Source organism: Lentzea sp. DG1S-22 (genome assembly GCF_036321065.1).
In the GTDB taxonomy this organism is placed as follows: Bacteria; Actinomycetota; Actinomycetes; order Mycobacteriales; family Pseudonocardiaceae; genus Lentzea; species Lentzea jiangxiensis.
On the sequence record NZ_CP143276.1, the window covers coordinates 278,052 to 300,891 of the forward strand.

At 71.0% G+C, this 22,840-nt stretch carries 27 protein-coding genes and 1 pseudogene; 14 read left to right on the forward strand and 14 right to left on the reverse strand.

The features are described from left to right. Nucleotides 1-24 precede the first annotated feature (24 nt). Nucleotides 25-1,191 carry a beta-1,3-glucanase family protein gene (locus V1227_RS01340; RefSeq protein WP_329790557.1) on the reverse strand — a complete coding sequence of 389 codons (1,167 nt, stop codon included), beginning with the start codon at nucleotides 1,189-1,191 and terminating at the stop codon, nucleotides 25-27. An 84-nt stretch (nucleotides 1,192-1,275) separates the two neighbouring features. Between V1227_RS01340 and V1227_RS01345 the strand changes: the two genes are divergently transcribed. The 4 genes and pseudogenes from V1227_RS01345 to V1227_RS01360 all read left to right on the forward strand — a co-directional run bounded on the left by V1227_RS01345 (nucleotide 1,276) and on the right by V1227_RS01360 (nucleotide 4,087). Then, nucleotides 1,276-2,247 carry an alcohol dehydrogenase catalytic domain-containing protein gene (locus V1227_RS01345; protein ID WP_329790558.1) on the forward strand — a complete coding sequence of 324 codons (972 nt, stop codon included), beginning with the start codon at nucleotides 1,276-1,278 and terminating at the stop codon, nucleotides 2,245-2,247. Nucleotides 2,248-2,287: 40 nt separating this feature from the next. Further along, entirely contained in the window at nucleotides 2,288-3,220 is a 933-nt protein-coding gene (locus V1227_RS01350; RefSeq protein ID WP_329790559.1) for a LysR family transcriptional regulator, read from the forward strand. A gap of 109 nt (nucleotides 3,221-3,329) precedes the next feature. After that, a pseudogene (locus V1227_RS01355) lies at nucleotides 3,330-3,512 on the forward strand (SDR family NAD(P)-dependent oxidoreductase); the annotation flags it as partial. Between the two features lie 146 nt (nucleotides 3,513-3,658). Next, nucleotides 3,659-4,087, forward strand: coding sequence for a YybH family protein (locus V1227_RS01360; protein ID WP_329794225.1), 429 nt, complete (start codon nucleotides 3,659-3,661; stop codon nucleotides 4,085-4,087). Here V1227_RS01360 and V1227_RS01365 read toward each other — a convergent pair. Genes V1227_RS01365 through V1227_RS01380 form a run of 4 tightly spaced genes read right to left on the reverse strand, consistent with a single transcriptional unit; the run spans nucleotide 3,993 to nucleotide 7,959 of the window. Then, a complete protein-coding gene (locus V1227_RS01365; RefSeq protein ID WP_329790560.1) occupies nucleotides 3,993-6,326 on the reverse strand; it encodes a glycoside hydrolase family 65 protein in 2,334 nt (777 codons plus the stop codon). The two genes, V1227_RS01360 and V1227_RS01365, sit on opposite strands and share 95 nt — an antisense overlap. Then, a complete protein-coding gene (locus tag V1227_RS01370) occupies nucleotides 6,323-7,000 on the reverse strand; it encodes an HAD family hydrolase (RefSeq protein WP_329790561.1) in 678 nt (225 codons plus the stop codon). Before V1227_RS01370 ends, V1227_RS01365 begins: the two co-directional genes overlap by 4 nt. Nucleotides 7,001-7,007: 7 nt before the next feature. Then, nucleotides 7,008-7,232, reverse strand: coding sequence for a hypothetical protein (locus tag V1227_RS01375; protein ID WP_329790562.1), 225 nt, complete (start codon nucleotides 7,230-7,232; stop codon nucleotides 7,008-7,010). A 25-nt stretch (nucleotides 7,233-7,257) separates the two neighbouring features. Next, nucleotides 7,258-7,959, reverse strand: coding sequence for a VIT1/CCC1 transporter family protein (locus V1227_RS01380; protein ID WP_329790563.1), 702 nt, complete (start codon nucleotides 7,957-7,959; stop codon nucleotides 7,258-7,260). A gap of 188 nt (nucleotides 7,960-8,147) precedes the next feature. Here V1227_RS01380 and V1227_RS01385 point away from each other — a divergent pair, with 188 nt between their 5' ends. Together V1227_RS01385 and V1227_RS01390 are read left to right on the forward strand one after the other, a co-directional pair. Then, nucleotides 8,148-8,792 (forward strand): hypothetical protein, encoded by a 645-nt coding sequence (locus V1227_RS01385; RefSeq protein ID WP_329790564.1) that lies wholly within the window; start codon nucleotides 8,148-8,150, stop codon nucleotides 8,790-8,792. Nucleotides 8,793-9,194: 402 nt separating this feature from the next. Further along, complete coding sequence (locus V1227_RS01390; RefSeq protein WP_329790565.1) at nucleotides 9,195-9,503, forward strand: iron-sulfur cluster biosynthesis protein; 309 nt, start codon at nucleotides 9,195-9,197, stop codon at nucleotides 9,501-9,503. A gap of 102 nt (nucleotides 9,504-9,605) precedes the next feature. Here V1227_RS01390 and V1227_RS01395 read toward each other — a convergent pair whose 3' ends face one another. The 4 genes from V1227_RS01395 to V1227_RS01410 form a co-directional block, all read right to left on the reverse strand. Further along, nucleotides 9,606-9,989, reverse strand: a complete 384-nt coding sequence (locus V1227_RS01395; protein ID WP_329790566.1) for a LysM peptidoglycan-binding domain-containing protein — start codon at nucleotides 9,987-9,989, stop codon at nucleotides 9,606-9,608. 168 nt (nucleotides 9,990-10,157) lie between these two features. Continuing rightward, complete coding sequence (locus V1227_RS01400) at nucleotides 10,158-11,105, reverse strand: C40 family peptidase (protein ID WP_329790567.1); 948 nt, start codon at nucleotides 11,103-11,105, stop codon at nucleotides 10,158-10,160. A 263-nt stretch (nucleotides 11,106-11,368) separates the two neighbouring features. Beyond that, nucleotides 11,369-12,337 carry a C40 family peptidase gene (locus V1227_RS01405; RefSeq protein ID WP_329790568.1) on the reverse strand — a complete coding sequence of 323 codons (969 nt, stop codon included), beginning with the start codon at nucleotides 12,335-12,337 and terminating at the stop codon, nucleotides 11,369-11,371. A 293-nt stretch (nucleotides 12,338-12,630) separates the two neighbouring features. Next, complete coding sequence (locus V1227_RS01410; RefSeq protein WP_329790569.1) at nucleotides 12,631-12,870, reverse strand: hypothetical protein; 240 nt, start codon at nucleotides 12,868-12,870, stop codon at nucleotides 12,631-12,633. Nucleotides 12,871-13,051: 181 nt separating this feature from the next. Between V1227_RS01410 and V1227_RS01415 the strand changes: the two genes are divergently transcribed. From V1227_RS01415 to V1227_RS01430, 4 genes are read left to right on the forward strand one after another with little or no spacing between them, the layout of a single operon-like run. Continuing rightward, nucleotides 13,052-14,047 carry an ABC transporter substrate-binding protein gene (locus V1227_RS01415; protein WP_329790570.1) on the forward strand — a complete coding sequence of 332 codons (996 nt, stop codon included), beginning with the start codon at nucleotides 13,052-13,054 and terminating at the stop codon, nucleotides 14,045-14,047. Between the two features lie 4 nt (nucleotides 14,048-14,051). Continuing rightward, nucleotides 14,052-15,251 (forward strand): MFS transporter, encoded by a 1,200-nt coding sequence (locus V1227_RS01420; protein ID WP_329790571.1) that lies wholly within the window; start codon nucleotides 14,052-14,054, stop codon nucleotides 15,249-15,251. 41 nt (nucleotides 15,252-15,292) lie between these two features. Further along, nucleotides 15,293-16,207, forward strand: coding sequence for a prolyl aminopeptidase (gene pip / locus V1227_RS01425; protein WP_329790572.1), 915 nt, complete (start codon nucleotides 15,293-15,295; stop codon nucleotides 16,205-16,207). Beyond that, the gene (locus V1227_RS01430; protein WP_329790573.1) at nucleotides 16,204-16,611 is read left to right on the forward strand and encodes a J-domain-containing protein; all 408 of its coding nucleotides are present in this window, start codon (nucleotides 16,204-16,206) and stop codon (nucleotides 16,609-16,611) included. The genes pip and V1227_RS01430 overlap by 4 nt, the downstream gene beginning before the upstream one ends. On the opposite strand, the gene V1227_RS01435 is transcribed toward V1227_RS01430, so the two are convergent. The 3 genes from V1227_RS01435 to V1227_RS01445 all read right to left on the reverse strand — a co-directional run bounded on the left by V1227_RS01435 (nucleotide 16,612) and on the right by V1227_RS01445 (nucleotide 18,186). Continuing rightward, nucleotides 16,612-17,130 carry a lytic polysaccharide monooxygenase auxiliary activity family 9 protein gene (locus V1227_RS01435; RefSeq protein ID WP_329790574.1) on the reverse strand — a complete coding sequence of 173 codons (519 nt, stop codon included), beginning with the start codon at nucleotides 17,128-17,130 and terminating at the stop codon, nucleotides 16,612-16,614. It lies immediately after the preceding gene. A 207-nt stretch (nucleotides 17,131-17,337) separates the two neighbouring features. After that, nucleotides 17,338-17,607, reverse strand: a complete 270-nt coding sequence (locus V1227_RS01440) for a hypothetical protein (protein ID WP_329790575.1) — start codon at nucleotides 17,605-17,607, stop codon at nucleotides 17,338-17,340. 42 nt (nucleotides 17,608-17,649) lie between these two features. Continuing rightward, a complete protein-coding gene (locus V1227_RS01445) occupies nucleotides 17,650-18,186 on the reverse strand; it encodes a hypothetical protein (RefSeq protein WP_329790576.1) in 537 nt (178 codons plus the stop codon). A 365-nt stretch (nucleotides 18,187-18,551) separates the two neighbouring features. Between V1227_RS01445 and V1227_RS01450 the strand changes: the two genes are divergently transcribed. The 3 genes from V1227_RS01450 to V1227_RS01460 all read left to right on the forward strand — a co-directional run bounded on the left by V1227_RS01450 (nucleotide 18,552) and on the right by V1227_RS01460 (nucleotide 20,624). Further along, complete coding sequence (locus tag V1227_RS01450; protein ID WP_236221246.1) at nucleotides 18,552-18,842, forward strand: HPF/RaiA family ribosome-associated protein; 291 nt, start codon at nucleotides 18,552-18,554, stop codon at nucleotides 18,840-18,842. A gap of 247 nt (nucleotides 18,843-19,089) precedes the next feature. Next, the gene (locus V1227_RS01455; RefSeq protein ID WP_329790577.1) at nucleotides 19,090-19,437 is read left to right on the forward strand and encodes a YciI family protein; all 348 of its coding nucleotides are present in this window, start codon (nucleotides 19,090-19,092) and stop codon (nucleotides 19,435-19,437) included. After that, on the forward strand, nucleotides 19,437-20,624 hold the full coding sequence (locus V1227_RS01460; protein WP_329790578.1) for an RNA polymerase sigma factor: 1,188 nt from the start codon (nucleotides 19,437-19,439) through the stop codon (nucleotides 20,622-20,624). Before V1227_RS01455 ends, V1227_RS01460 begins: the two co-directional genes overlap by 1 nt. On the opposite strand, the gene V1227_RS01465 is transcribed toward V1227_RS01460, so the two are convergent. Together V1227_RS01465 and V1227_RS01470 are read right to left on the reverse strand one after the other, a co-directional pair. Beyond that, complete coding sequence (locus tag V1227_RS01465; RefSeq protein ID WP_329790579.1) at nucleotides 20,574-21,125, reverse strand: copper resistance CopC family protein; 552 nt, start codon at nucleotides 21,123-21,125, stop codon at nucleotides 20,574-20,576. The genes V1227_RS01460 and V1227_RS01465 overlap by 51 nt on opposite strands. Before the next feature lie 25 nt (nucleotides 21,126-21,150). Then, the gene (locus tag V1227_RS01470; protein ID WP_329790580.1) at nucleotides 21,151-22,317 is read right to left on the reverse strand and encodes an MFS transporter; all 1,167 of its coding nucleotides are present in this window, start codon (nucleotides 22,315-22,317) and stop codon (nucleotides 21,151-21,153) included. A gap of 120 nt (nucleotides 22,318-22,437) precedes the next feature. On the opposite strand from V1227_RS01470, the gene V1227_RS01475 reads away from it, so the two are divergent. Continuing rightward, nucleotides 22,438-22,833 (forward strand): ATP-binding protein, encoded by a 396-nt coding sequence (locus V1227_RS01475; protein WP_329790581.1) that lies wholly within the window; start codon nucleotides 22,438-22,440, stop codon nucleotides 22,831-22,833. Nucleotides 22,834-22,840 lie beyond the last annotated feature (7 nt).

The window sequence follows — 22,840 nt, forward strand, 5'->3', positions numbered from 1 at the left end:
GATCAAAAGCAAGAATACTTCGGCCTAAAATCCGGTCAGCGTGATTTTCGCCGAACGGGGGTTCGGTTCGTGGACAAGTGACTCGAATCCGCCGACGTCGTCGAATGCGAACCCGTAGGCGCGCCCGTCGGCCATGTTGGCGTGCACGATCTTCGAGAAGTGGTTCGTCGTCGCGCGGGTGTAGAACTCGCTCGCGTTGTACGTCGGCTGGGTGTGCAGGAAGCCGAGCGTCGACCGGTTGAGCGCCGCGCACAGCGAGCGCGAGATCGCACCGAGCTCGTTGTTCGGCGCCGCGAGCCTGCCGTCGCAGTTCAGCACGTCACGCGTGGACGGCTGCTGGAACTCCGCGACCACCTGGCCGGAGGTGTTGGTGAACCGCAGGACGCCGCCGCTCACGCGCCCGGTGAACCTGCGGTTCGGCTCCGCCTGGTACGGCACGACGGTGAGCGGGGTGTTCTGGTAGGTCGACCACACGCTGCTGACGTAGCTCTGGAAGTACGAGCTGGAGAACAGGCCCGCGTCGAGGCCCTTGCTCGGGTTCAGCACGCGCAGCCGCGTGCCGTCCGAACGCGAGTACGCGAGCTTCGCCCAGTCGCCGCCGAGCTGCCGGTGCTGGTCGAAGATGCGGGTGCGCCCGCCGGAGACCAGCTGGCCCGCCCGCTTCGTGGCGCCGCCCTGGGACGTCGCCTCGACCGCGTGCGGGACCGCGAACATGTCCACCTGCGAGCTGTTGAGCCACAGACCGCCGCCGTCGTAGCTGAACTCGCTCCAGTCGAACAGGATGTCGCGGTTCGGGTCGCCGGCGGCCCACGGCGCCGGCTGCACGAGACCGTTGGGGACCAGGCTGAACTTCAGCTTGTCCCGGAACGACATGTAGATCCGGCCACCGGCCAGGTTGAGCGGGATCTGCACGGTCCTGCTGGTCCCGTTGGCCGGGCCGGGGATCGAGAAGTCCGGCGCGGGCACCGGCGGGATCGCTCCGCCGGACCACGGCGTGAACTGGCCGCTGCCGTTCACGTAGCCGAGCCGGCCGTTGTGGATGCCGGTGATGTAGAGGTGGACCGCGTCACCGCGCCCCGAGTTGTTGGTGACGGTGAGCGGGAGCAGGCTCGGGGGAGCCGCTTGCACCGGTGCGGACATCGTTGTCAGCCCTAGCAGGGCCGATGTCGCGAGCAGCAGGAGCTTGCGCATCGACTATCTCCTCACTGAAGACAGGGTTCGTGAGAGCGCTCTCATAGTCAGCGCGTTCGTGTTCATGTGTCAAGAATGGTCTTCATGCGCGCGTTGACTGTGGATCTTGCACGAGCCGGGTCGCTGGGCCTGGCCGACCTGCCCGATCCCGTGCCGGGACCGGAGGAGCTGCTCGTCGAAGGGCTGGCCATCGGGATCTGCGGCACGGACCGCGAGATCGTGCGCGGGGAGTTCGGCGTCGGCGGGACCCTCGTGATCGGGCACGAGTCCCTCGGCCGGGTGATCAGCGGGCCGGGTTTCGCGCCGGGGACCCTGGTGGCGGGAGTGGTCCGCAGGCCGGACCCGGTGCCGTGCGTCGCGTGCGCGCGAGGCGAGTTCGACATGTGCAGGAACGGGCGGTACACCGAGCGCGGGATCACCGGGCTCGACGGCTACGGCTCCACCCTGTGGACGGTCCCGGCCTCGTACGCCGTCGCGGTCAGCTCCGGGACGGGTGTCCTCGTCGAGCCGGCGTCCGTGGTGGTCAAGGCCTGGGAGCGGCTCGACCGGCTGGCGTTGTTCCCGTTCGACAGCGTGCTGGTCACCGGCGCGGGGCCGATCGGGCTGCTGGCGGCGTTGGTCGGGGTGCAGCGCGGGCTCGACGTGCACGTGTACGACCTCGCCGAGGACGGGCCGAAGCCCGCGCTCGTCGAGTCGCTGGGCGCCACGTACCACCGCACGCTGCCGGACCACCAGGTCGTGATCGAGGCGACCGGCGCGCCGTCGCTCGTCGCCCGGCTGCTCGGGCGCGACCTGGTGTGCCTGACCGGCGTGCCCTCCACCGAGGTGCTGCCGGCGGACGTCGGCCGGATCAACCGCGACCTGGTGCTGCGCAACGGGATCACGTTCGGGACCGTCAACGCGAACGTGCGGCACTACCGGGAGGCGTCCGCCGTGCTCGACCGCGCCGACGACGAGTGGCTGTCCGCGATGATCACCCGGCGGGTGCCGCTCGAGGAGTTCGCGTCGGCGTTCGAGCACCGGCCGGGTGACGTGAAAGTGGTGCTGGAGCTGTGAACCCCGCTTCCTCCCTGCCGGGAGGCACGAGCCTCCTGGGATGCGGGGCGTGGAACTGCGCCAACTCCGGTACTTCCTCGCGGTCGCGGAGGAGCTGCACTTCGGCCGGGCCGCGGCACGCCTGCTGATCGCGGGACCGTCGTTGTCGCAGCAGATCAAGGCGCTCGAACGGGACCTCGGTGTGCCGCTGTTCGCCCGCGACCGCCGCACGGTCGCCCTGACGTCCACCGGAGCCGCGCTGGTCCCCGAGGTGCGGGCGCTGCTCGACCGCGCCGGCGAGCTGCGGCGGCACGCGCGCCAGCTCTCCGGATCGCGGCCGGTGCGGATCGGGTACGTGAACTGGCTGCCGCCGGATCTCACGAAGCGCACCGCCGGGATCGCCCAGCTGTACGTGGACGCGTGGGTCGTGCCGTCGCACCAGCAGGCGGCCAGGGTGGCCGACGGCAGCCTCGACCTGGCCGTGTGCTGGATCCGCGCGGCGGACGCGGCGCGGCTCGGCCTGCGTGCCGACCTGCTCGGTGCCGACCGGCTCTACGCGGTCGCCGTGGGCACCGGCACGACCCCGGTGCGGGCCGCGGACATCGCGGTGCTGGTGGACGACGACGTCACGTCGTGGCAGTCGTGGAACGACTACGCCGAGGAGTTCGCCCGGGACACCGGGGCCGTGGTGCGGCGCATCCACAACGGCGCGATCACCGGGCCGGCGTTCTTCGACCACGTGCGGGTGTGCACGACGCCGGTGCTCAACTCGCCGAAGGGCCAGACCGCGCCACTGCCACCGGACCTCGTGCAACGGCCCGTCGTGGACCCCGAGGTGCTCTGGACGTGGTCGCTGGTGCGCCGGGCGGACGAGGACCGCGCCGACGTGGTCGCCGCCGCGGAGGCGACCGTGCGGGAGGTGGGGGACCTGGGACTGCGCCGTGGAGGCGTGTGGCTGCCCGCCGAAGACCCCCACCGCGCGCTGGGAGGCTGAGCCTCCCACGAAGGAGGAAACGGGTCGCGATTGTTCGAAGTGAACTCGCGGGCGCTCGCCGTTGTGGCTGTCAGTCCCACTTCACCTCCTTCGGAAAGCGAGCAGGAAAATGACCGGCAAGGTGGTCATCGTCACGGGAGCGTCGCAGGGAATCGGTGCGGCACTCGTCCCGGCCTGTCGCAAGCTCGGCTATTCGGTCGTCGCGGTGTCGCGGTCCATCGGCGCCTCCGACGACCCCGAGGTGCTCACGATCCGAGCCGACCTCGCCCGGCTCGGTGAGGGCGCACGGGTGGTCCGCGAGGCGCTCGCGCGGTTCGGCCGGGTCGACTCGCTCGTGAACGATCAAGGTGGTCGACGCGGTCACGTTCCTCGAACAGGCCGGCTTCGTGACGGGCGAGGTCCTGCACGTCGACGGCGGCCAGAGCGCGGGGCACTGACATGGCGCTCGAAGACGTCCTGGACCGGTGGAAGAGAGCCGTGGACGCGCACGACCCCGAGGGCGTCGCCGCGAACTTCACCGAAGACGCGATTTTCCAGAGCTTGCAGCCCTACGGGGTGGGAAAGGCCGCTGTCACCGCCTATTACGATTCCCAGCCCCTCGGGATGAAAGCCGAGTACGAGGTGTTGGAAACGCGCCGGCTGGCCGATGACCTCGTTCTCGGGTATGTGAACGTCGATTTCTCGTTCGCCGACCGGCCGGCGCGCAACGTGCGCCTCGGCGTGCTGGTGAGGGGAGACCTGATAGCGCACCACCAGGTCTCCCCTCACCAGTTCAGTGCCTGCGGGGCTCCCGCCCGAATGGTGCCTTCGGCCGTTCGAGGTCGGGGGCCTTCGGGATGGGCATGGTCACCGGCGCGTCCGCGGTGATCGTGATCGGCTCGCCGTGGTGCCGGGTCTCGAGCCGCGTGCCGTCCACGATCCGGTAGGTGGCCTCGTTCCCGGACACCTCCACGGAGATCCTCGTGCCCCGGAAGCACATCCGGAACGAGTAGCGGCTCAGGGCGTCCGGGATCCGCGGGGCGAACGTGAGCTCGCCGCCGTGGTCCCGCATGCCGCCGAACCCGGCCACCAGCGCCGTCCACGCGCCCGCGAGCGACGCCATGTGCAGGCCGTTGGTGACGTTCCCGTGCAGGTCGTGCAGGTCGGTGAACGCCGCCTCGGCCAGGTAGTCGAACGCGAGCCCCAGGTGCCCGACCTCCGCCGCCAGAACGGCCTGCGTGCCCGCCGACAACGACGAGTCCCGCACCGTGCGGGCCTCGTAGTAGGCGAAGTTGCGGGCCTTCTCCTCGTCGGTGAACGCGTCACCGCGCACGTGCATCGCGAGGACCAGGTCGGCCTGCTTGATGACCTGTTTGCGGTAGAGGTCGAAGTACGGGTAGTGCAGCAGCAGCGGGTACTTGTCCTGCGGGGTGTTCTCGAAGTCCCACTCCGCGTGCTTGGTGAAGTTGTCCGCCTGCGGGTGCACCTGCAGCATCTCGTCGTACGGGATGGACATCGCGTCCGCCGCACGGCGCCAGGCCATGATCTCCTCCTCCGTGGCGCTGCCGGGGTTGCGTTCGGCGGCGTCCGCGGCGGCCCGCAGGTTCTTCTGGGCGATCAGGTTGGTGTAGACGTTGTTGTCGACGATCGCCGAGTACTCGTCCGGGCCCGTCACGCCGTCGATGCGGAACCCGTCGTGCGGGTCGTGGTGGCCGAGCGACGTCCACAGCCGCGCGGTCTCCACGAGGATCTCGGTGGCCGCCGCGCGGTCGAAGTCCTCGTCGCCCGTGGCGTTGAGGTACTGCTGGGTCGCGTAGGCGACGTCGCCGGACACGTGGAACGCGGCCGTGCCCGCCGGCCAGTACGCGCTGCACTCGGCACCGTTGATCGAACGCCAAGGGAACGCGGCGCCCTCGAGCCCCAGCACCTCCGCGCGTTCGCGGGCCTTGTCCAGGGTGGAGTGACGCCACCGCAGCGCGTCGCGGGTGGCGTCCGGCACGGTGTAGGTGAGCACCGGGAGCACGAACATCTCCGTGTCCCAGAACGCGTGGCCGTCGTAGCCCGGCCCGGTCAGCCCCTTGCCGGGGATGGCGCGGGTCTCCCCGCGGGCTCCGGCCTGCAGGACGTGGAACAGCGCGAACCTGATCGCCTGCTGCAGCGCGTCGTCGCCCTCGACCTCGATGTCGGCGACGTCCCAGAAGTCGTCGAGGAACGCCCGCTGCTCCTTGAGCAGCCCGTCCCAGCCCGTCTGGCACGCACCGGCCAGCGCGGCCTCGACCTGCGCCCGCAGCGCCGGGGTCGACCGCTGGCCGGACCAGCCGTATGCGAGGTACTTGGTCAGCTGCAGGCGTCCGCCCGCCGGCACGTCGACCGCCGCGGTGAACCGGGCCAGGTCGTCCTCGGCGCGGATCTCCGTGCGCGGCTCGTCGTGCAGGTCGTTGGCGGAGCGGGTGACCTGGACCTCGTGGTCCATCGCGGCGGCCATCCGCAGACCGGACTCCTTGGTGTGGTGGCACAGCACCGCCCGCGACTTCTCCGCCATCGTGAAGTCGTTGACCAGCGGGCAGTCCAGCGCGGCGGCGACGCGCGGGTCGTTGCTGCGGCTCTTGATCGGCTCGTTGGCGAGCAGGTCCGACTGCACGACCAGCTGCAGGTCGTCCTCCGGCTCGACCTCGTAGCGGATGGCCGCCACCGCGCGCTGGGTGAACGACACGAGCCGCTCGCTGCGCACCGTCACCCGGCGGCCGGTCGGGGACTCCCAGACCGTGCGGCGGCGCAGCGTTCCCGAGCGGAAGTCGAGCGTGCGCTCGTGCTCGACCGCGGTGCCGTAGCGCATGTCCAGCGGCTCGTCCTCGACCAGCAACCGGATGATCTTGCCGTCGGTGACGTTGACGACGGTCTGCCCGGCCTCGGGGTAGCCGTAGCCGCCCTCGCCGTACGGCAGCTGGTGCTCCTCGTAGAAGCCGTTGAGGTACGTGCCGGGCAGTCCGCGCGGCTCGCCCTCGTCGAGCGTGCCGCGCATGCCGATGTGCCCGTTCGACAGGGCGAACGTCGACTCGGTCTGGTGCAGGTGGTCCACGGACAGGCCCTGCCACCGCAGCTGCCACGGTTCGACGGCGTAGCTCATGACAGCAGCTCGTCGAGCTCGTCGACGACCACGTCGGCGCCGTGGGCCTTGAGGGCGTCCGCCTGGTGGCCGCGGTCGACGCCGACGACGAAGCCGAAGCCGCCGTCGCGCCCCGCCTTGACCCCCGCGAGCGCGTCCTCGTAGACGGCGGCGTTCTCCGGTGCCGTCTTCAGCCGCCGGGCGCCCTCGACGAACGAGTCCGGCGCCGGTTTGCCGCGCAGGTTCGACGCGATGATCACGTTGCCGTCGACCAGCGCGTCGACGTAGTCGAGCAGGTTGCCCGCGCGCAGGACGCGCAGGGCGTTGGCGGAGGACGTGACGACGCCGATGGGGAGGCCGGCCGCCCTGGCCGCTTCGAGGTAGCTCACCGACGCGGGGTACGGCGTGATGCCCTGTTCGTCGATGATCGCGTTCACCAGGTCGTTCTTCTGGTCGCCGATGCGGCGGACCTCGTCCTCGGACGGCGTGAGGCCGCGCGAGGCCAGGAAGCTGCGAACGCCGTCGTAGCGCGGCTTTCCGTCCACGTGCGCGAGGTAGTCCTGCTCGCTGAACGGCTGGCCCATCGCTTCGAACGTCTGCCGCCACGCCTGGCGGTGCAGCACGGCGGTGCTCGTGAGCACGCCGTCGAGGTCGAACAGCAACGCCGTGATCTTCTCCGGGATGCCGAGGCTCATATCGCGATCATGCACCCGTCTCGTCGATGTCGCCGCGCTCTTCCCGGAGCCGTTCGTCGAGAGGACGCGGGTGTGCCTGCTCGTACTCGGTCATCCCGTACTTGGTGGACCCCGACCAGTCCTCCGGCGGGTCCACGGCCTCCTCGAGCGGGTCCTGCTGGAGGTTGTCCTCGTCGAGCCCCTCGAAGCTCTCGGTGTCCTGCGGGACGTAGGCGCCGCGTTCTTCGCTCATGCCCGCCTCTGTACCCAGTCCGGTCCTATCCGATGCTTTGGCCGACGAGCGAGCCGATGGCGTAGGTGACGCCCATGGCGATCAGGCCGCCCGCGATGTTGCGGACGACCGCGCGCCGCTTGTCCGCCCCGCTCAGCCGCGCGCTGACGAAACCGGTGAGCGCGAGGGCGAGGATCGCGGCGACGACCGTCACCGGCACCCGCAGGCTCGTGGGCGTGAAGGTGATCGCGGCGAGGGGGAGCAACGCGCCGATGGTGAAGGCGATGAAGCTCGCGATGGCCGCACCCCACGGGTTCGTCAGCTCGTCCGGGTCGATGTGCAGCTCGGCGTCGGCGTGGGCGCCCAGCGCGTCGTGTTCGGTGAGCTGCTTGGCGACCTCCCGCGCCGTCGGTTCGTCGAGCCCCTTCTCCTCGTAGATCCCCTTGAGCTCCTCCAGCTCCTCCTCGGGCATGTCGCGGAGCTCCTGCCGCTCCTTGGCGAGCAGGGCGCGTTCGGCGTCGCGCTGGCTGCTGACGGACACGTACTCGCCGCTCGCCATCGACATCGCGCCCGCGAAGAGCCCGGCGAGCCCCGCCACGAGGATCTGGTTCCTGTCGGTGGTGGCACCGGCGACACCCACCACGAGGCTGGCGGTCGAGACGATGCCGTCGTTCGCGCCGAGGACACCCGCGCGCAGCCAGTTCATCCGGTCGCCGGTGACCTCGGCGTGGGCCTCTGGGTGGGTCATTTCCGCAGGCTAGCGTTGCCGTCGCGCGGCTCTCGGGCGGCCACGCCATCGTCGGTGTTCACACCGCTGCCGCTCTGCTGTTCGGGTGAGTTTCGCCTGGTCAGACATTGGGTGTTCATTTTTTGTCAGACCCGCGTGGCAGCATGTCGAACAGGTGTTCGTGTGCGTGCTCAAGGAGGTCAGTCCCGATGCAGATCGAACCCCGTCGCTGGCCAGGCCGCGTGGTGCCGTCCACCACCGCCGACGTGGACGTCGCCGTCGAGTCCCTGTGCGTGCGCGCCTCCTGGCCGGACGCCGACCGCCGCTGGGTCCGCCGCCTGCTCGAGCCGTGGTTCACCGCGGGCTGGAGCGTCGACGCCCTCCTGATCGCCGTCGACAAGAAGCCCGACGGCACCCGCCAGGGCGCCCCGCGCTCCCGCACGCAGGTGGCCCACGAGTTCCTCAGAGCCCGCCTCCGCACCTGGACGGCGGACGGCGCAGGCCTCGCCAGCCCACCGCTGAAGGGCGTCAGCCTCGGCGAGTGGTACCGCGTGAACCGCCGCAACGCCGCCCTGCACGCCCCGCGCCGGAGCTCCGGCCTGACCTCGGAGGGCGAACGAGCCCGCGCGGAGTCCCGCGCCCTGGCCCACCGCCGCGACCCGGTCGAGCGCAGCCGCGAGAAGGGCCGGCGCCGGCAGGAGGTGCTGGACAGCCTGCTCGTGCCGGGGCAGGAGGTGCCGTCGTTCGCCGACTCCTGGCGCCTGGTCGCCGAGTTGGTGCCGGTGCCCCGGGTCTGCTCGGCCTGCGGGCACGTGCGGAACGAGGTGGCGCAGCCGGCGCACCGGGTGGCCTGAGGGCCTGCGGGCTTTGAGTGAGGCCGTGCCGGGAGGGGGCGGTAGGAGCGTGGAGGCGGCACGCCTGCTGTGCTTCGCCCGACACGAGCCGCGGCTCCCTGCTTCCCGTCGCCCGGTGTGGCCTGGGAGCCCGCATTCCGCGTCACTGGCGCCGACCCTTCGCCCACACTGTCGGCCGCAGGCCGTGGCTCCACGCTTCCCGCCGTCCGGTGTGACCCGCGGACCCGCACTCCGCGTCGCCGGCGCCGAACCCTCCACCCACCCCGTCGACCACAAGCCGCGAATCCCCGCTCGCCGTTCCCCGATCAGGCCATCTGCCTACGACTTCGGTGAGCGGTGGTTGAACCCGCCGCCCGCCGGGAACACCGGACGAGTTTCTTGTTTCCGATGTAAGGGGCCGACATGCTCGAAGTGACGCCGATGGCCGCGGAGGTCATCAACGAGTTGACGTCACAGTCCGAGGGCGCCAACGACGACATCGGCCTGCGTTTCGCCCTGGCCACCGAGCAGGACCAGGCGGCTCTGGAACTGTCGCTGAGCGAGGCCGTCGACGGCGACGAGGTGGTGGCGGCCCCGGCGGGCGCCAGGGTCATGATGGAACCGGCGGCGGCCCAGTACCTCGACGACAAGGTCCTCGACGTGCGCCAGGACGAGCAGGGCAACCCCGCCTTCGCGATCGCGCGCCAGGACCCCCAGAACCCCCAGGTCTGAGAAGGCCGGCAGAGCCTGGGCGTCCGCCGACGCCGGACGTGCGACCGGGCCGGTCCCCACGACGAGGGGCCGGTCCGTTCCGTTCTCCCGCGGTCCCCGCGATCAGGGAATGGTCAGCACCTGACCGGGGTGGATGAGGTCGGGGTTCGCGATGCCGTTGGCCGCCGCGATCTCCCCGTAGCGGTTGCCGTCGCCGTAGTGGTTCTGCGCGATCGCCCACATCGAGTCGCCGCTCTGCACCTCGTAGGTCCGCGCGGCGGGGGCCGCCGGGGCTTCCTCGACCGGAGTCGGAGCCGGAGCGGCGGTGGCCGGTGCCTCGGGAGCGGCCTGGGGCGAGTCGGTGTTGGTGTTCGTGGCCCACTTCGGGCTGCCGTCGCCGCCGATGACGACCAGGTTCCTGTCGTCCTGCAGCGTCAGCGTGTAGCCGTTGGCGGTGACGAGTTGCTGGCCACGGGTGAGTTCCTGACCGGCTTGCAAGGTGTCCACTGAACGCTCCACTTCGGACGTCGACGACCGCCGGACCGGCGGTGCCGAAGCGGAAACCTGGCCAAGCGGCAGGCACCCCGCCGGGTCACGAGGGCACGTGCACCCACTGGGGTGACAGCAGAACGCCTCCCGCCCGTCGGGCAGGAGGCGTTCGCGCGAAGCGGAGGATCAGCCCTCGATGCGGCGGATCGCGGTGACCGGGCCGATCGAGTCGATGTCGGCGACCTTCACCGGCACGCCCTCGGTGGACGCGTGCACGGCGCGGATGCCGTCGATGGCCATGGCCACGTGGGACTGGCTGGAGTAGTACACCAGGATGTCGCCGGCCTTGACCTCGCTGCGGCTGACCGGACGGCCCGCGGCCGCCTGCGCGTAGCTGGTGCGGCCGATGGAGACGCCCGCGAAGCGGTACGCGGCCTGGATCAGCGAGGAGCAGTCCCACGAGTCCGGGCCGTTGGAGCCGTAGACGTAGGGCTTGCCGCGCTGGTTGAGGGCGAACTGCAGCGCACGGCCCGCGGTGCCCGCCGGCACCGAGATGTTCGACATGTCGCCGGACTGCGCGAGCTGGTTCTTCACCGTCGTGCTGAGCGAGCGGTAGTGCGCCTGCGCCTCGGAGAGCTGCTTGTCGAGGTCCGCCTTCTTCTGGTCCATCTCGGCCAGGAGCTTCTTCGACGCCTCGGTGGCCTCGTTCGCCGACTTCGTCGCCGCGTCGGCCGCGTTGACGGCGTCGGTCAGCTTCTGCAGGGCCTCGGCGTTGTCGGCCGCGAGGATGTTGATGGCCGACATGCGGTTGAGGAAGTCCTGCTGCGAGTCGCTCACCAGCAGCGCGGAGATCTGGCTGAAGTTGGCGCCGGAGTTCGTGGCCTCGGTGAGGAGGTCCACCTGGCCGCGGAGGGTCTCCTCGGCCTTCTGCGCGTTGGCCAAGTCGCCCTTGGCCTTGTCCAGTTCACCCTGCTTGGCCTTGAGGTCGTCCTGGGCCTTCAGGTGGTCCTGGTTGAGCTTGGAAGCCTGCTCGGACAGCTCGTTGTACTTCTTGAGCGCGTCCGCCGCGTTGTTCGGCTGTGCGGTGGCCGGGGCCGTGGGGAGGGATGCTGCGACGACCGCTGCGGTCGCCACGAGTGCTCCACGCACGGTACGGCGTGAGGGTTGCGACACCACGTCGCGGGTCCTCCTTTTTCCGGCAGCCGCCCCCGCGAGAACTACTCCGCGTAAGGCAGCAACCTTGGCGTGTGCCCCGAGTGGGTTAACTGCTGGGCCGAAGGTCTCGGACAGGTTACGGAATGACCTTGTTCCCGTCCAGCACCGGTTCCTCAGCGGTTCCCGGTCAGCACGCTCTCACAGCCGTCTACGTCGGCTTATCGCGGGGTGGGAGAGACGCGTCACCCGACTACGCGACGAATCACCGAAATGGGTCCGATGGAGTCGATGTTCGCGATCTTCACCGGCACGCCCTCGGTCGACGCGTGCACCGCGCGCGTGGCGTCCACGACCATCGCGACGTGGGACTGACCCGAGTAGTAGATGACGAGGTCGCCGGGCGCGACCGCGCCCCGGGTCACCGCGCGGCCGACCTTCGCCTGGTCGTACGTCGTGCGCGGGATCGACACCCCGGCGGCCCGGTAGGCGGCCTGCATCAGCGACGAGCAGTCCCACGAGTTCGGCCCGTTCGACCCGAAGACGTACGGCTTGCCCTGCTCGCCCAGCGCGAAGTTGAGCGCCAAGCCGGCGGCCCCCGCGGGCACCGGCACGGAGACCTTGGGCGTGGGCGCCGCGAGGGTCTGCTTCTGCGGCGCGCTCAGCGACCGGTACTTGGCCCGCGCGGTGGAGACCTGCTGGTCCATCGCGACCTTGCGGGTGGACACGTCGGCGGCGAACTTCTCGGCGGCCGAGGCGGCGTTCGTGGCGTCGGTCCGCGCCTTCTGCGCCGCGGACAGGGTGGCGTCGAGGCGCACCACGGCCTCGTTCTGGTCGGCGGCGATGATCTGCATCGCCTGCATCCGCTCCAGGAAGTCCTGCTGCGACGACGACGTGAGCATCGCCGACAGGTTGGTGAGGCGGGCGCCCTCGAACGACGCCTCGGTCAGCGTGTCGACCTGGCCGCGGAACTGCTCGGACTCGGCGAGCGCCTTCTTCTCCGCCTCGGTGGCGGTGGCGACGGCCGCGTTCGCCGCGGCGAGGTCGCTCTGGGCCTTGAGGTGGTCCTGGCTCAGCTTCTCGGCCTCGCGGGTGAGGTCCGTGTAGACCTTCAGCGCGTCGTCAGCGGGCTGGGCGTGCGCCGAAGGCATCGACACCACCGTCGCGGCGATCACGGCGGCCAGGGCAGTGGTCCTTGCAGCACGGCCGGGCACGCGGCCTCCTCAGGAGTCGGAATCGGCTTCTGAGGAGGCGTACGGCCGAACGGCCGTCCCGGTTCAGCTCCCGGAGTGGTCGATCACGTTGCCGTTGGAGCAGTTGTTCACGTGGTCGCCGACCCGATCGCCGAGAACGGGCACGACGGCGGCTCCTCGACCACGAGGCCGGGCCTGTCGAACTCGACGTCCACCACCTCGTCGGCCGGAGCCGGGGCCTGCGCCGATCGGTGCGGTCCCCGTCGTGGATCAGGCCGCCCGGTGCGCCTCGATCGAGGCGCGGCACGCGGCGATCAGGCGGGCCGTGGCATCGAGACGTCGCCGGCGAGCTCGTCGACCACGACACCGAGCGGCGTGTCGCAGCCGCGGCACCAGCGGTGCCGCGTGACCGGGTTGACGTGCACGGGCGACGACACGCACTGGTGGATCCACCGGCCGTGCACGGGGCAGGTCAGCCGGTCGTCGGGCGCGAGCACGCCGTCGTCCTCGGCGTGGTCTTCCTCGGCCAGTGCGGCGATGAGCGTGGCGATCATGTCGACCCTCCGATCCGGAACCTGCTCCTGCCAGGACGTCGAAGGGAGGTGTCCGAAATCGACACAGGACCGCCGGAACTTCCTGTCACCGCATGGTTCCGCATGGTGACAACCGCGCCTCGATTCCCGTTTTGCCGGGTCTCCTTGATAGGTTAGGCATGCCTAATCAGGAGGTGGACAGGTGCGCAGGACAATCGCCGCGGTTCTGTTGCTCGGCCTAGTGGCCGGGTGTGGTGGAACCGCTCCCGCGGAGCAGCAGCAGAGTGGCCAGTGGTCCTTCAAGGACGATCGTGGCAAGGAGGTCACCGCGGAGAAGCGTCCGGAGCGCGTCGTCGCGCAGGTGTCCGCCGCGGGTGCCCTCAAGGACTACGGGATCAACGTCGTCGGCACGTTCGGCCCGCTCAAGCGCGCGGACGGCACGACGGACCCCGAGGCGGGCAGCATCGACCCGAGCCAGGTCACCGACGTCACGGGACCCGGCTACGGCGAGATCGACTTCGAGAAGTTCGCCGCGCTGAACGCCGACCTGGTCGTCGCCGGCCACTACCCCGAGGTCAGCGGTCTCTGGCACCTCACGGCCGAGTTCGAGGAGAAGGTCCTCAAGGTCGCCCCGACCGTCGGCATCGGCCAGTCGAAGATCCAGCTGCCGGACGGCGTCAAGCGCTTCCGCGAGCTCGCCAAGGCGCTCGGCGCCGACACCGGGTCCGCGAAGGTGAAGGCCGACGAGGCGGCCTTCGACAAGGCCGCGGCGCGGCTCAAGGACATCGGCGCGAAGATGACGGCCGCGAACCAGAAGATCCAGGTCGTCGGTGCCGACCCGAAGCTCTTCTACGTCGCCGTCCCGGCCCGCAACCCCGACCTCGACTGGTACGCCGAAGAGCTGGGCCTGCCGCTGCTCACCCCGGACAAGCCCGACGCCGAGGGGGGCGGCTACTTCCAGTCGCTGTCGTGGGAGAACTCCGGCACGTACAAGGAACACGTGATCATGTGGGACACCCGCCAGCACGTGCTCGACCCGGAGAAGATGAAGGAGGGCCACCCGGTCTTCCAGGCCCTGCCCGCCGTGCAGGCCAACCGGTTCGTGGAGTGGAACGCGGTCGCGCCGCTGAGCTACGCGTCCTACGCCGCGATCATGAACAAATTGGCTGACCAACTGGACCAGGTGTTGGCAAAGTAGCCGTGTGCTGACGCTTCTGAAGGAAAACGGCCCGTTGCGCGTGCTCAGCACCGCACGGGTCGTTTCCGTTGTGGGGGACGCGCTCAGCCTCGTCACGCTGATGGTGCACGTGCAGTCCGTGCTGGGGAAAGCCGTCGCGGTGGCGGCGCTGCTGCTCGTGGGCGACTTCGCGCCGTCGTTGCTCAGCCCGCTGACCGGCCTGATCAGCGACCGGTTCGACCGCCGCACGGTCATGATCGCCTGCGAGGTCGCGCAGGGCGTGCTGCTCGCGGTCATCGCGTTCACCCTGCCGCCCCTGCCGGTCCTGCTCGCGCTCGTCGGCGTGCGGGCCTTGATCGGGCAGATCTTCGTCCCGGCCTCGCGCGCGGCGGTGCCGAGCCTCGTCGCCGAGAAGGACCTCGGGCAGGCGAACACCGCGCTGGGCCTGGGGTCCAACAGCGCCGACGTGATCGGGCCGTTCCTCGCCGCCGTGCTCCTGACGTTCCTGGACGTCCGCGGGGTGCTGCTCGTCGACGCGGTCTCGTTCGGACTGTCGGCGTTGTTGTTGCTGCGCCTGCCGAAGCTCGTCGTGCCGGCCGGACCGGAGGAGTCGGTGCTCGCCGACGTGAGGGCCGGCGTGGGCGAGATCCGGCGCAACCGGCCGCTGCGGATCCTCTTCCTCGGCTTCTGCGGTGTCGTCGCGTGCACCGCCATCGACGACGTCGCGGTGCTGCAGCTGACGATGGGCGTGTTCGGCGAGCCGGACAGCGTCGCCGGCGTCGTGCTCGGCGCCGTCGGCGTCGGCCTGCTGCTGGGGTACGCGCTGCTGGCCAGGGGATCCGCCCGGTGGGGCATGGTGGCGCTGCTCGTCACCGGGTTCCTGATCAGCAGCGCCGGCAACCTGTTCACCGGCCTCGCGTGGGGCGTGGCGTCGGCGTTCGCGCTGCAGGCCGTGCGCGGGCTCGGCATCGCGGCCATGGACGTCGCGCACAGCACGCTGATCCAGCGGCTCGTGCCCGCCGATCGGACCGGCCGGGTGTTCGGCAACTTCTACGGCGGGATCGGGGTGGCGGCGGCGGTCTCGTACGTCGCCGGTGGCCTCGTCATCGACGTGATCGGTCCGCGGCTGACGCTGGTCGTCGCCGGTGGTGCGGGAGTTGTGGTGGCGCTGTGGGTGTTCGCCGCTTCACGGCCGAGAGGTGTCGACTGGGGGCGGGCCTCCTGAAGGGGGCACCGCTGTCGGTGCCGCTCGGTACGCTCGATCCCGTGGAGCCCTACGAACACGGCATGCTCGACGTCGGCGACGGCAACCAGGTCTACTGGGAGACCGTCGGCGATCCCGGCGGCAAGCCCGCGGTGTTCCTGCACGGCGGCCCCGGCGCTCCGTCGCAGGGCGCCCGCAAGGCCCTCGGGCCGGGGTTCCGGCTGGTGGTCTTCCACCAGCGCGGGTGCGGCCGCAGCACCCCGCACGTGAGCGACCCGGCCGCGGACATGAGCGTCAACACGACCGAGCACCTGATCGCGGACCTGGAGAAGCTCCGCGAGCACCTGGGCATCGAGAAGTGGTTGGTGTACGGCGGTTCCTGGGGCACGACGCTCGCGGTCGCCTACGCGCAGCGCCACCCCGGACGCGTCTCCGAGATGGTCCTGATCGCGGTCACGCTCGCGTCGGAGCGCGAGCTGGACTGGCTCTACGGGGGCGTTTCCCGCTTCTTCCCGGAGGCGTGGGCGAGGTTCAGCGCGCACGTCGGCGACGCGCCGGACGTGGTGCGCGCGTACTCGGACCTGATGGAGAGCCCGGACCGGGAGGTGCGCGAGCAGGCCGCCGCCGAGTGGTGCCGCTGGGAGGACACGGTGCTGTCACTGGAGGACTTCGGCCAGCCGGACGTGTTCTCGGGCAGGCCGGACGACGACGTGATCGCGCTCGTGCGGATCATCACGCACTACTACGCCCGCAAGGGCTTCGTCGGCGACCTGCTGGGAGGCGCGGGCAAGCTCGCCGGCATCCCCGCGGCGCTGATCCACGGCCGGCGCGACCTGAGCTGCCCGGCCGACACCGCCTACGCGTTGGCGCAGGCGTGGCCGGACGCCGAGCTGACCCTCGTGGACGACAGCGGCCACAAGGGCAGCCCCGCCTTCCGGGAGGCGATCGAGGCCGCGGTCAGGAGGTTCTCCCCATGACACAGCGGAAACCGCACGGCACGGACTTCGAGACGTGGGTCGACCGCCAGATCCGCGAGGCCCAGGAGCGCGGCGAGTTCGAGAACCTGCCGAGCGCCGGGAAACCGTTGCCGGGCGCGGGCGAACCGCTCGAAGAGGACTGGTGGATCAGGAGGAAGGTCCGGGAGGAAGAGGGCACGACAGGGTTGCCCCCTTCCCTGGTCCTGCGCAAGCGGGCCGAGACCGCCAGGGCGCGTGCCCTGGCGGCCCGGACCGACGACGAGGCGCGCGCGATCATCGGCGAGGTGAACGCGGAGATCCTCGAAGCGCTGCGAAAACCGTTGTCCGGCCCGCCTTTGGCGCTGATGCCGTTCGACGTCGACGAGCTGCTGCGTGAGAGGAAGGGGACCTCACGCGGCGCGTGATCAGCTCGCGTTGATGTCGATGCAGGAGTAGAAGGCCATCGGCGTGTCAGCGATGTTCCACACGGCCAGGACCTTGTGCCTGCCGGGGGAGCCCACGTTGACGGTGTGCGACACGGTGGCCGGCGGCTGCTGGTTGTTGCCGCTGAACGTCGCGACCTTGCGGCCGTCCACGAAGTAGTCGTAGTCGCGCGTGCGGTGGCGGGCGGTGAACGTCCAGTTGAACGTCACCGAACGACCGGTGTTGTGGACCCTCCAGCCCTTGTTGTCGTTGCTCAGCACGGAGAACTGCGACAGGTTGGCGTGGCAGCTCTGCAGGCCCTTCGGACCTTCGACCGACTGCGGCTCCCACTGGATCGCCCCGCAGTCCTTCACGACGCCGCTGGCGCACTGCGCCTGACGGCTGGCGGGGGCGGACACGTAGCCGTGCGCGTTCGCGGTACCGGTCGGGAGAGCCACGACGATCAACGGAGCGGCGAGAACGCCGGCCATGGCAGCAGTAACCCTGCGTCCACTCTTCATGTGACTTCCTTTGCCTTGATGTCTGAGTTGCTCCCGTTACATCGCGGCGGCGATTGAAGGTCTAGACCATACCGCGCGTAATCGCGGTGCCACAAGGTGTGCTGGTGGATCGGCGGGAAAGGATGCCGGGCAGCTTCGTACAACGCCGATGCTGAGAGCGTCGATCGCCGAAGCGGTTGTGCCGTGCCGAGTCCTGGGGTGCCGCGCTCAGCGGCGGGCTTCGTCGCGCAGGTTCGCGGGCAGCCGCGGGAACGGTCCGCGCCGGATGTAGCGCCAGTGCGAGACGAACACGACGAGGGTCATGACGAGGTTGACCAGGCCCCAGAACAGGTAGGCCGTCCAGTCGTCGTACACGTGCACGCCCAGGGCGATCGAGGCGGCCAGGAACGCGCTGTTCCACAGCAGTCCGCGCACCGTGAAGCGCTTGACCTCGCGCATCCGCTCGCGCTGCTCGTCGTCCATCTCGCGCTTCCCCACACACCGACTGTCCCACGCCGGGCGGCCGCGGGACGACGCTTTTCAGAGCATCGGCAGCCGGTCGCCCGCGACGGGGTAGCGCCCGTGCTCGAGCCGGAACAGGTAGGCGCGGAGGTCGGTCTCCAGATCGCCCGCCAGGTAGGCGAGGAAGTCACGCGCACCCCCGGCCGCGTCGAGGTCGTGGGGGTCGGCTCCGTCGGCCTCCCACCTCCGGGCGAGCGCGGTCACGTGCTCGACGACCTCGTTCCGCCCGCGCCACCACTCGCGGACGGCGTCCGGTGTCCAGCGGGAGTCGCCGTCGCAGGCGTAGCCGTCGAGGGGGTCGTCCCAGGCGGCGTCCACCAGGCAGTCGACCTCCTCGGGGGTCTTGGGCTGGCGGTAGACGAACTCCGCGAGGCGGGGGCCGCCGTAGAGCACGTGGCGCGGCGCCGACAGCCGGCCGGTCCAGCAGGTGTCGGTCTCACCGGTGTAGAACGGGCCGGGCACGTTCAGCCACAGCCTCTCCGCCCACTTCGTGCCGTCCTCGGTCCTCGGGAACTCCTCGGGGACGTGGTCGAGCGGGTCCCACGGCTCCGTCATGCCGGCGTGGCCTCCTCTTCGGCCTTCTTCGCCACGCGGGCGGGCCTGCGCTTCACGACGAAGGCGTGTTCGAGTGGTGCTTTTCGAAGCGCCGGGATCCCAAGCGCACCGCGAATGTAGTCCAGCGCCGCGAACGAGCGGGCGGCCCGACAGCGCCTGTGCCGGCCTCGGTGGAGCTGCTCACCGGGGCGCCGACCCGGGAACAGCTCGACCGGCGGGTCTCCGCCCTGACGCCGGAGAACTGGCACCGGGACGAAGTCCCCGCGCTGTCGGGACCAACGCCCGGTTCGGCGGTGCGGCGGAGCTCGTACCGTCGGGAGCAGGCCGCGTGGCGCTGCCGCGCGCCCCGGAGGAGGCAGGTGTCGATGGACTACATCCAGGTCTCGCTCGCGACGTCCATCCCCGAGCAGGCCAGGGACTACGCGTCCGCGCGCATCGGGTCGCTCGACCGCTACGCGCCGGACCGGATCGACTTCGCGTGGGTCAACCTGACCTCGGACAGGTCGGTGATCCACGCGCACGCCCGGCTCGACCTCAAGTGGGTCGAGGTGCAGGCGTACGCGGAGGCGGGCACGGTCACCGAGGTGATCGACCTGGTGCGCGAGCGCGTGCGGCGGCAGCTCGTCTCGATGAGCGGCGTGCTCGCGCACCACTGACCCGGTGAGCCGACCCCACCACCCGGCGGCGGACGGGGGTGGGACCGCTGCACCCTCGCCGCGGCGCCACGGTCCGCCGGTTGCGCGGAACACCTCCAGCGGGTCCTCCGTCGACCGCTCGCGGGACGCGCCCTTGCCACCGGCCGTCGCCAGGACCGCGCGCGGGTCGTCGAGCGGCGGGATCATGGCCGCCGAGGTTGTCGAATCCGGGCCGCCGCGTTCGTACAAAGGGGGAAAGGAGACCACGATGACCCAGACGTACCTGCTCGGCATCTACCAGCCCGACGGGGAGGCTCCTCCGCCCGAGGTGCTCGACCCGATCATGGAGAACCTGGCCGCGCTGAACGAGGAGATGCGGGCCAAGGGGGCGTGGGTGTTCGCCGTCGGCCTGCACCCGCCGTCGACCGCCACCGTGCTGCGGGCCAAGGGCGACGACGTGCTGATGACCGACGGCCCGTTCACCGAGGGCAAGGAGCACATCGGCGGCTTCACGGTGATCCGGGCGGAGGACCTCGACGAGGCGCTCGAGTGGGGCCGCCGGCTCGCCGGGGTGCTCAGCCCGCTGGCGGTCGAGGTCAGGCCGATCGCGTTCTGATGGTCGAGGAGGTCTTCCGCGCCGAGTACGGCCGAGCGGTGTCCGTCCTGACCCGCGTCCTCGGGGACATCGACCTCGCCGAGGACGCGGTGCAGGACGCCTTCGCCACGGCCGTGAGGAGGTGGCCGGTGGACGGCGTACCCCCGTCCCCGGCGGGCTGGATCATCACGACCGCCCGCAACCGCGCCGTCGACGGGCTGCGCCGCGCGGCCAAGGGCGCGGAGAAGCACGCGCAGGCGGCGCTGCTGGCGCACGAACCGGAAGAGGAGGAGGTGGGAGACGTGCCCGACGACAGGCTCCGGCTGATCTTCACGTGCTGCCACCCCTCGCTGGCGCCGCAGGCCAGGGTCGCGCTGACGCTGAAGCTGCTCGGCGGCCTGAGCACGGCGGAGATCGCCAGGGCGTTCCTGGTTCCGGAGACCACGATGGCGCAACGGATCGTGCGCGCGAAGGGCAAGATCCGGGCGGCCCGCATCCCGTACCGGGTGCCGCGCGACGCCGACCTGCCCGCGCGCCTCGAAGCCGTTCTCGCCGTCGTCTACCTGATCTTCAACGAGGGCTGGCTCGACAGGGCGGACCTCGCGGACGAGGCGATCCGGCTCGGCCGGGTGCTCGCCGAGCTCATGCCGGACGAACCCGAGGTGTGGGGGCTGCTCGCGCTGATGCTGCTCGTCGCGTCACGCCGGGAGGCACGGCTGCGCGACGGCGAGATCGTGCTGCTGCGGGACCAGGACAGGTCGCTGTGGAACGCCGCGCTGGTCGCGGAGGGCCAGGACCTCGTGCGCCGCTGCCTGCGCTGGAACCGGCCAGGGCCCTACCAGCTCCAGGCCGCCGTCAACGCCGTGCACAGCGACCCGCCGACCGACTGGCACCAGGTCGTCGCCCTCTACGACCAGTTGATGGCGATCGCGCCCAGCCCGGTCGTCGCACTGCACCGCGCCGTGGCCGTCGCCGAGGTGGAGGGACCCGCGGCCGCGTTGCCCGAGGTCGACGCCCTCGACCTCGACCGCTACCACCTCTTCCACGCCGTGCGCGCAGACCTGCTGCAACGCCTGGGGAAGAACCCCGTGCCGGCGCTGGAGGCCGCGCTCGAGCGGGCGGAACACCCGGCCGAGCGCGACCTGCTGCGCAAGAGGCTAGGCCTGGCGGCGGCGGACCAGCAGGATCGCGCCGACGACGACCACTAGCGCGACCACGATCCACACCCAGACCGGCACGCCGCCGGACTCCGGCGGCGTGGCCGCCGAGGGCGAGTTCGGCACCGGCGCGCTCGGCGTCACCGACGACGGCGGCGGCGCGGCGGACGACGACGGCTGCCCCGCGACGTTCATGGTGAAGGCGATCGTGCCGGAGATGGTGTCCCCGTCGTCGGCCTTGGCCTGCCAGGCGATCGTGTGCGGGCCCGCCTTCGCCGCGGACGGGTCGATCGTCGCGGTGATGGTGTTGTCGAGCGCGTGCACCTGCGTGACCGGCCACGAGGTGCCTTCCGGTCCCGTGATGGTGACCGGTGTGCCGTCGGGCAGGCTGACCGCGCCGGTGAACACCAGCTCGACGTTGCGGGGGAGGGCGTCGAGGGCCGCGCCGGACGCCGGGTTGCTGCTCTTGAGCTCGGCGTGGGCCTGCGCGGGGACGGCCACGGCCGTCGCGGCGAGCAGTGCCAGCACGAGCGCGCTGAAGTAACGCCTCACGTGCGCAGCGTAATGGCTTCGTCGATCAGTGCGGCAGGTCCGCGGGACCGGTTCGCGGCACGGGTGACGCCGCGACGGGCAGGAACGACAGCGCCACGGCGAGCGCGGCCGCCGCACCGGCGGCGATCACCGGCACGACCGGACCCACCTCGTGGAGCACGGTGCCGAGCACCGGCCCGGCCACGAACGTCAGCCCGCTCGTCATCGTCACCAGCCCGGCGACGATCCCCTGGTGCCGCGGCGCGACCCCGAGCGACGCCGTCGCCGCGAACCCGGTGAGGGCGAAGCCGGCACCGATCGAGACCACCAGGAACGCCAGGGCCGTCAGCGACGGCACGGCCGCGACGACCGCGTACCCGGCCAGTGCGATCGCCGTGCCGGCCTTCATCAGCCGCGCGGGGGACCACTTCAGCAACGGCACGAGCAGACCCTGCGCCAGCACGAGCCCGGCGCCCCCCGCGAGCACCAAGCCCTCGACGGCACCCGGCCCCGCCTCCCGGTAGAGGGCGGCGACCTGCACCAGGCCCAGGGACAGGTTCACCAGCAGGCCGATGCCGAAGGCGGGTAGCAGCTCCCAGCTCCGCGACGGCGCGACGTCGTGCGGACGGTCACCGGGCTTGTACGAGGTGAGCACCAGAGCCATGACCAGCAGGACGAGCACGGGTGCGAGGTAGAGCGGCACCTGCAACGACGCCACGACGAGAGCGCCGCCGACGACAGGGCCGAGCAGGCTGGCCAGTCCCTGGGCCGCACCGACGAGACCGACAGCGGTCGTGCGCGCGGTGACCCCGGGGGCCGAGGTGCCGGCGACGGCCAGCGCGACGACCGGCAGGGCGGCGAGTCCCGCGCCGAACAGGAAGCCGCGGAACACCAGCAGGAAGACGAACGCCACCTCGGGCGCCAGGGTCTCGTCGGCGGCGAACGTGACCGCGGCGGCGTGGCCCACCAGACCGAACAGACCCAGGCCGAGACCCGCGACCAGCACGGGACGGGGTCCGGCGGCGTCGAGCAGCAGGCCCCAGAGCGGGGAGGCGAGGGTGATCGCCACGGACGACACCGCGAAGACGAGTCCCAGCTGGGACGCGCTGAGCCCGAGGTCGATCGAGACGGGGCCGAGGAGCGAGGTGAGCATCTGGTGCACCGACTGCACGACCAGCAGTGCGATCAGCGGCAGCGTCAGCGTTCTGGGCACGCGGTTCCCCCTGGAGTGCGGCGGAGTCGTGAGAGTAGTTCAGTTCGGTGAACAGTTGGTTTGGAAGTCGATGTAGTGGGGTAACCGCCCGCGAAACTGATCAACTGACCGAGGAGCGGTTTGGCTCGCGACCAGGCAGCGTGGACGGGTGAGGCGGCGGACCTGCCCCTGGGCAGGCAACGGCCGTCGCTCGCGGCCGTCCGGCGCTGGGTGCGCCTGGAACTGATGCGGGAGGACGCCGACGCGGTCGCGGACGTGCTGCTGGTGGTGAACGAGCTCGTCAGCAACGCGTACCGGTACACGTCGGAACCGTCGTTCCTGCGCGTCGTCGTGGAGACGTCCAGGATCCGCGTCGAGATCGCGCACGACGCGCGCGCCCACCCGCCGCTGCGCAAGGTGTCCCGGCCGCAGCGCGGGTACGGTCTGGTCCTGGTGGCCCGGCTGTCCGACCGCTGGGGCGTCGACAGGGCCCACGGCGGCACCGTGGTCTGGGCGGACCTGCCGAGGGTGCCGTGAGTGAAGT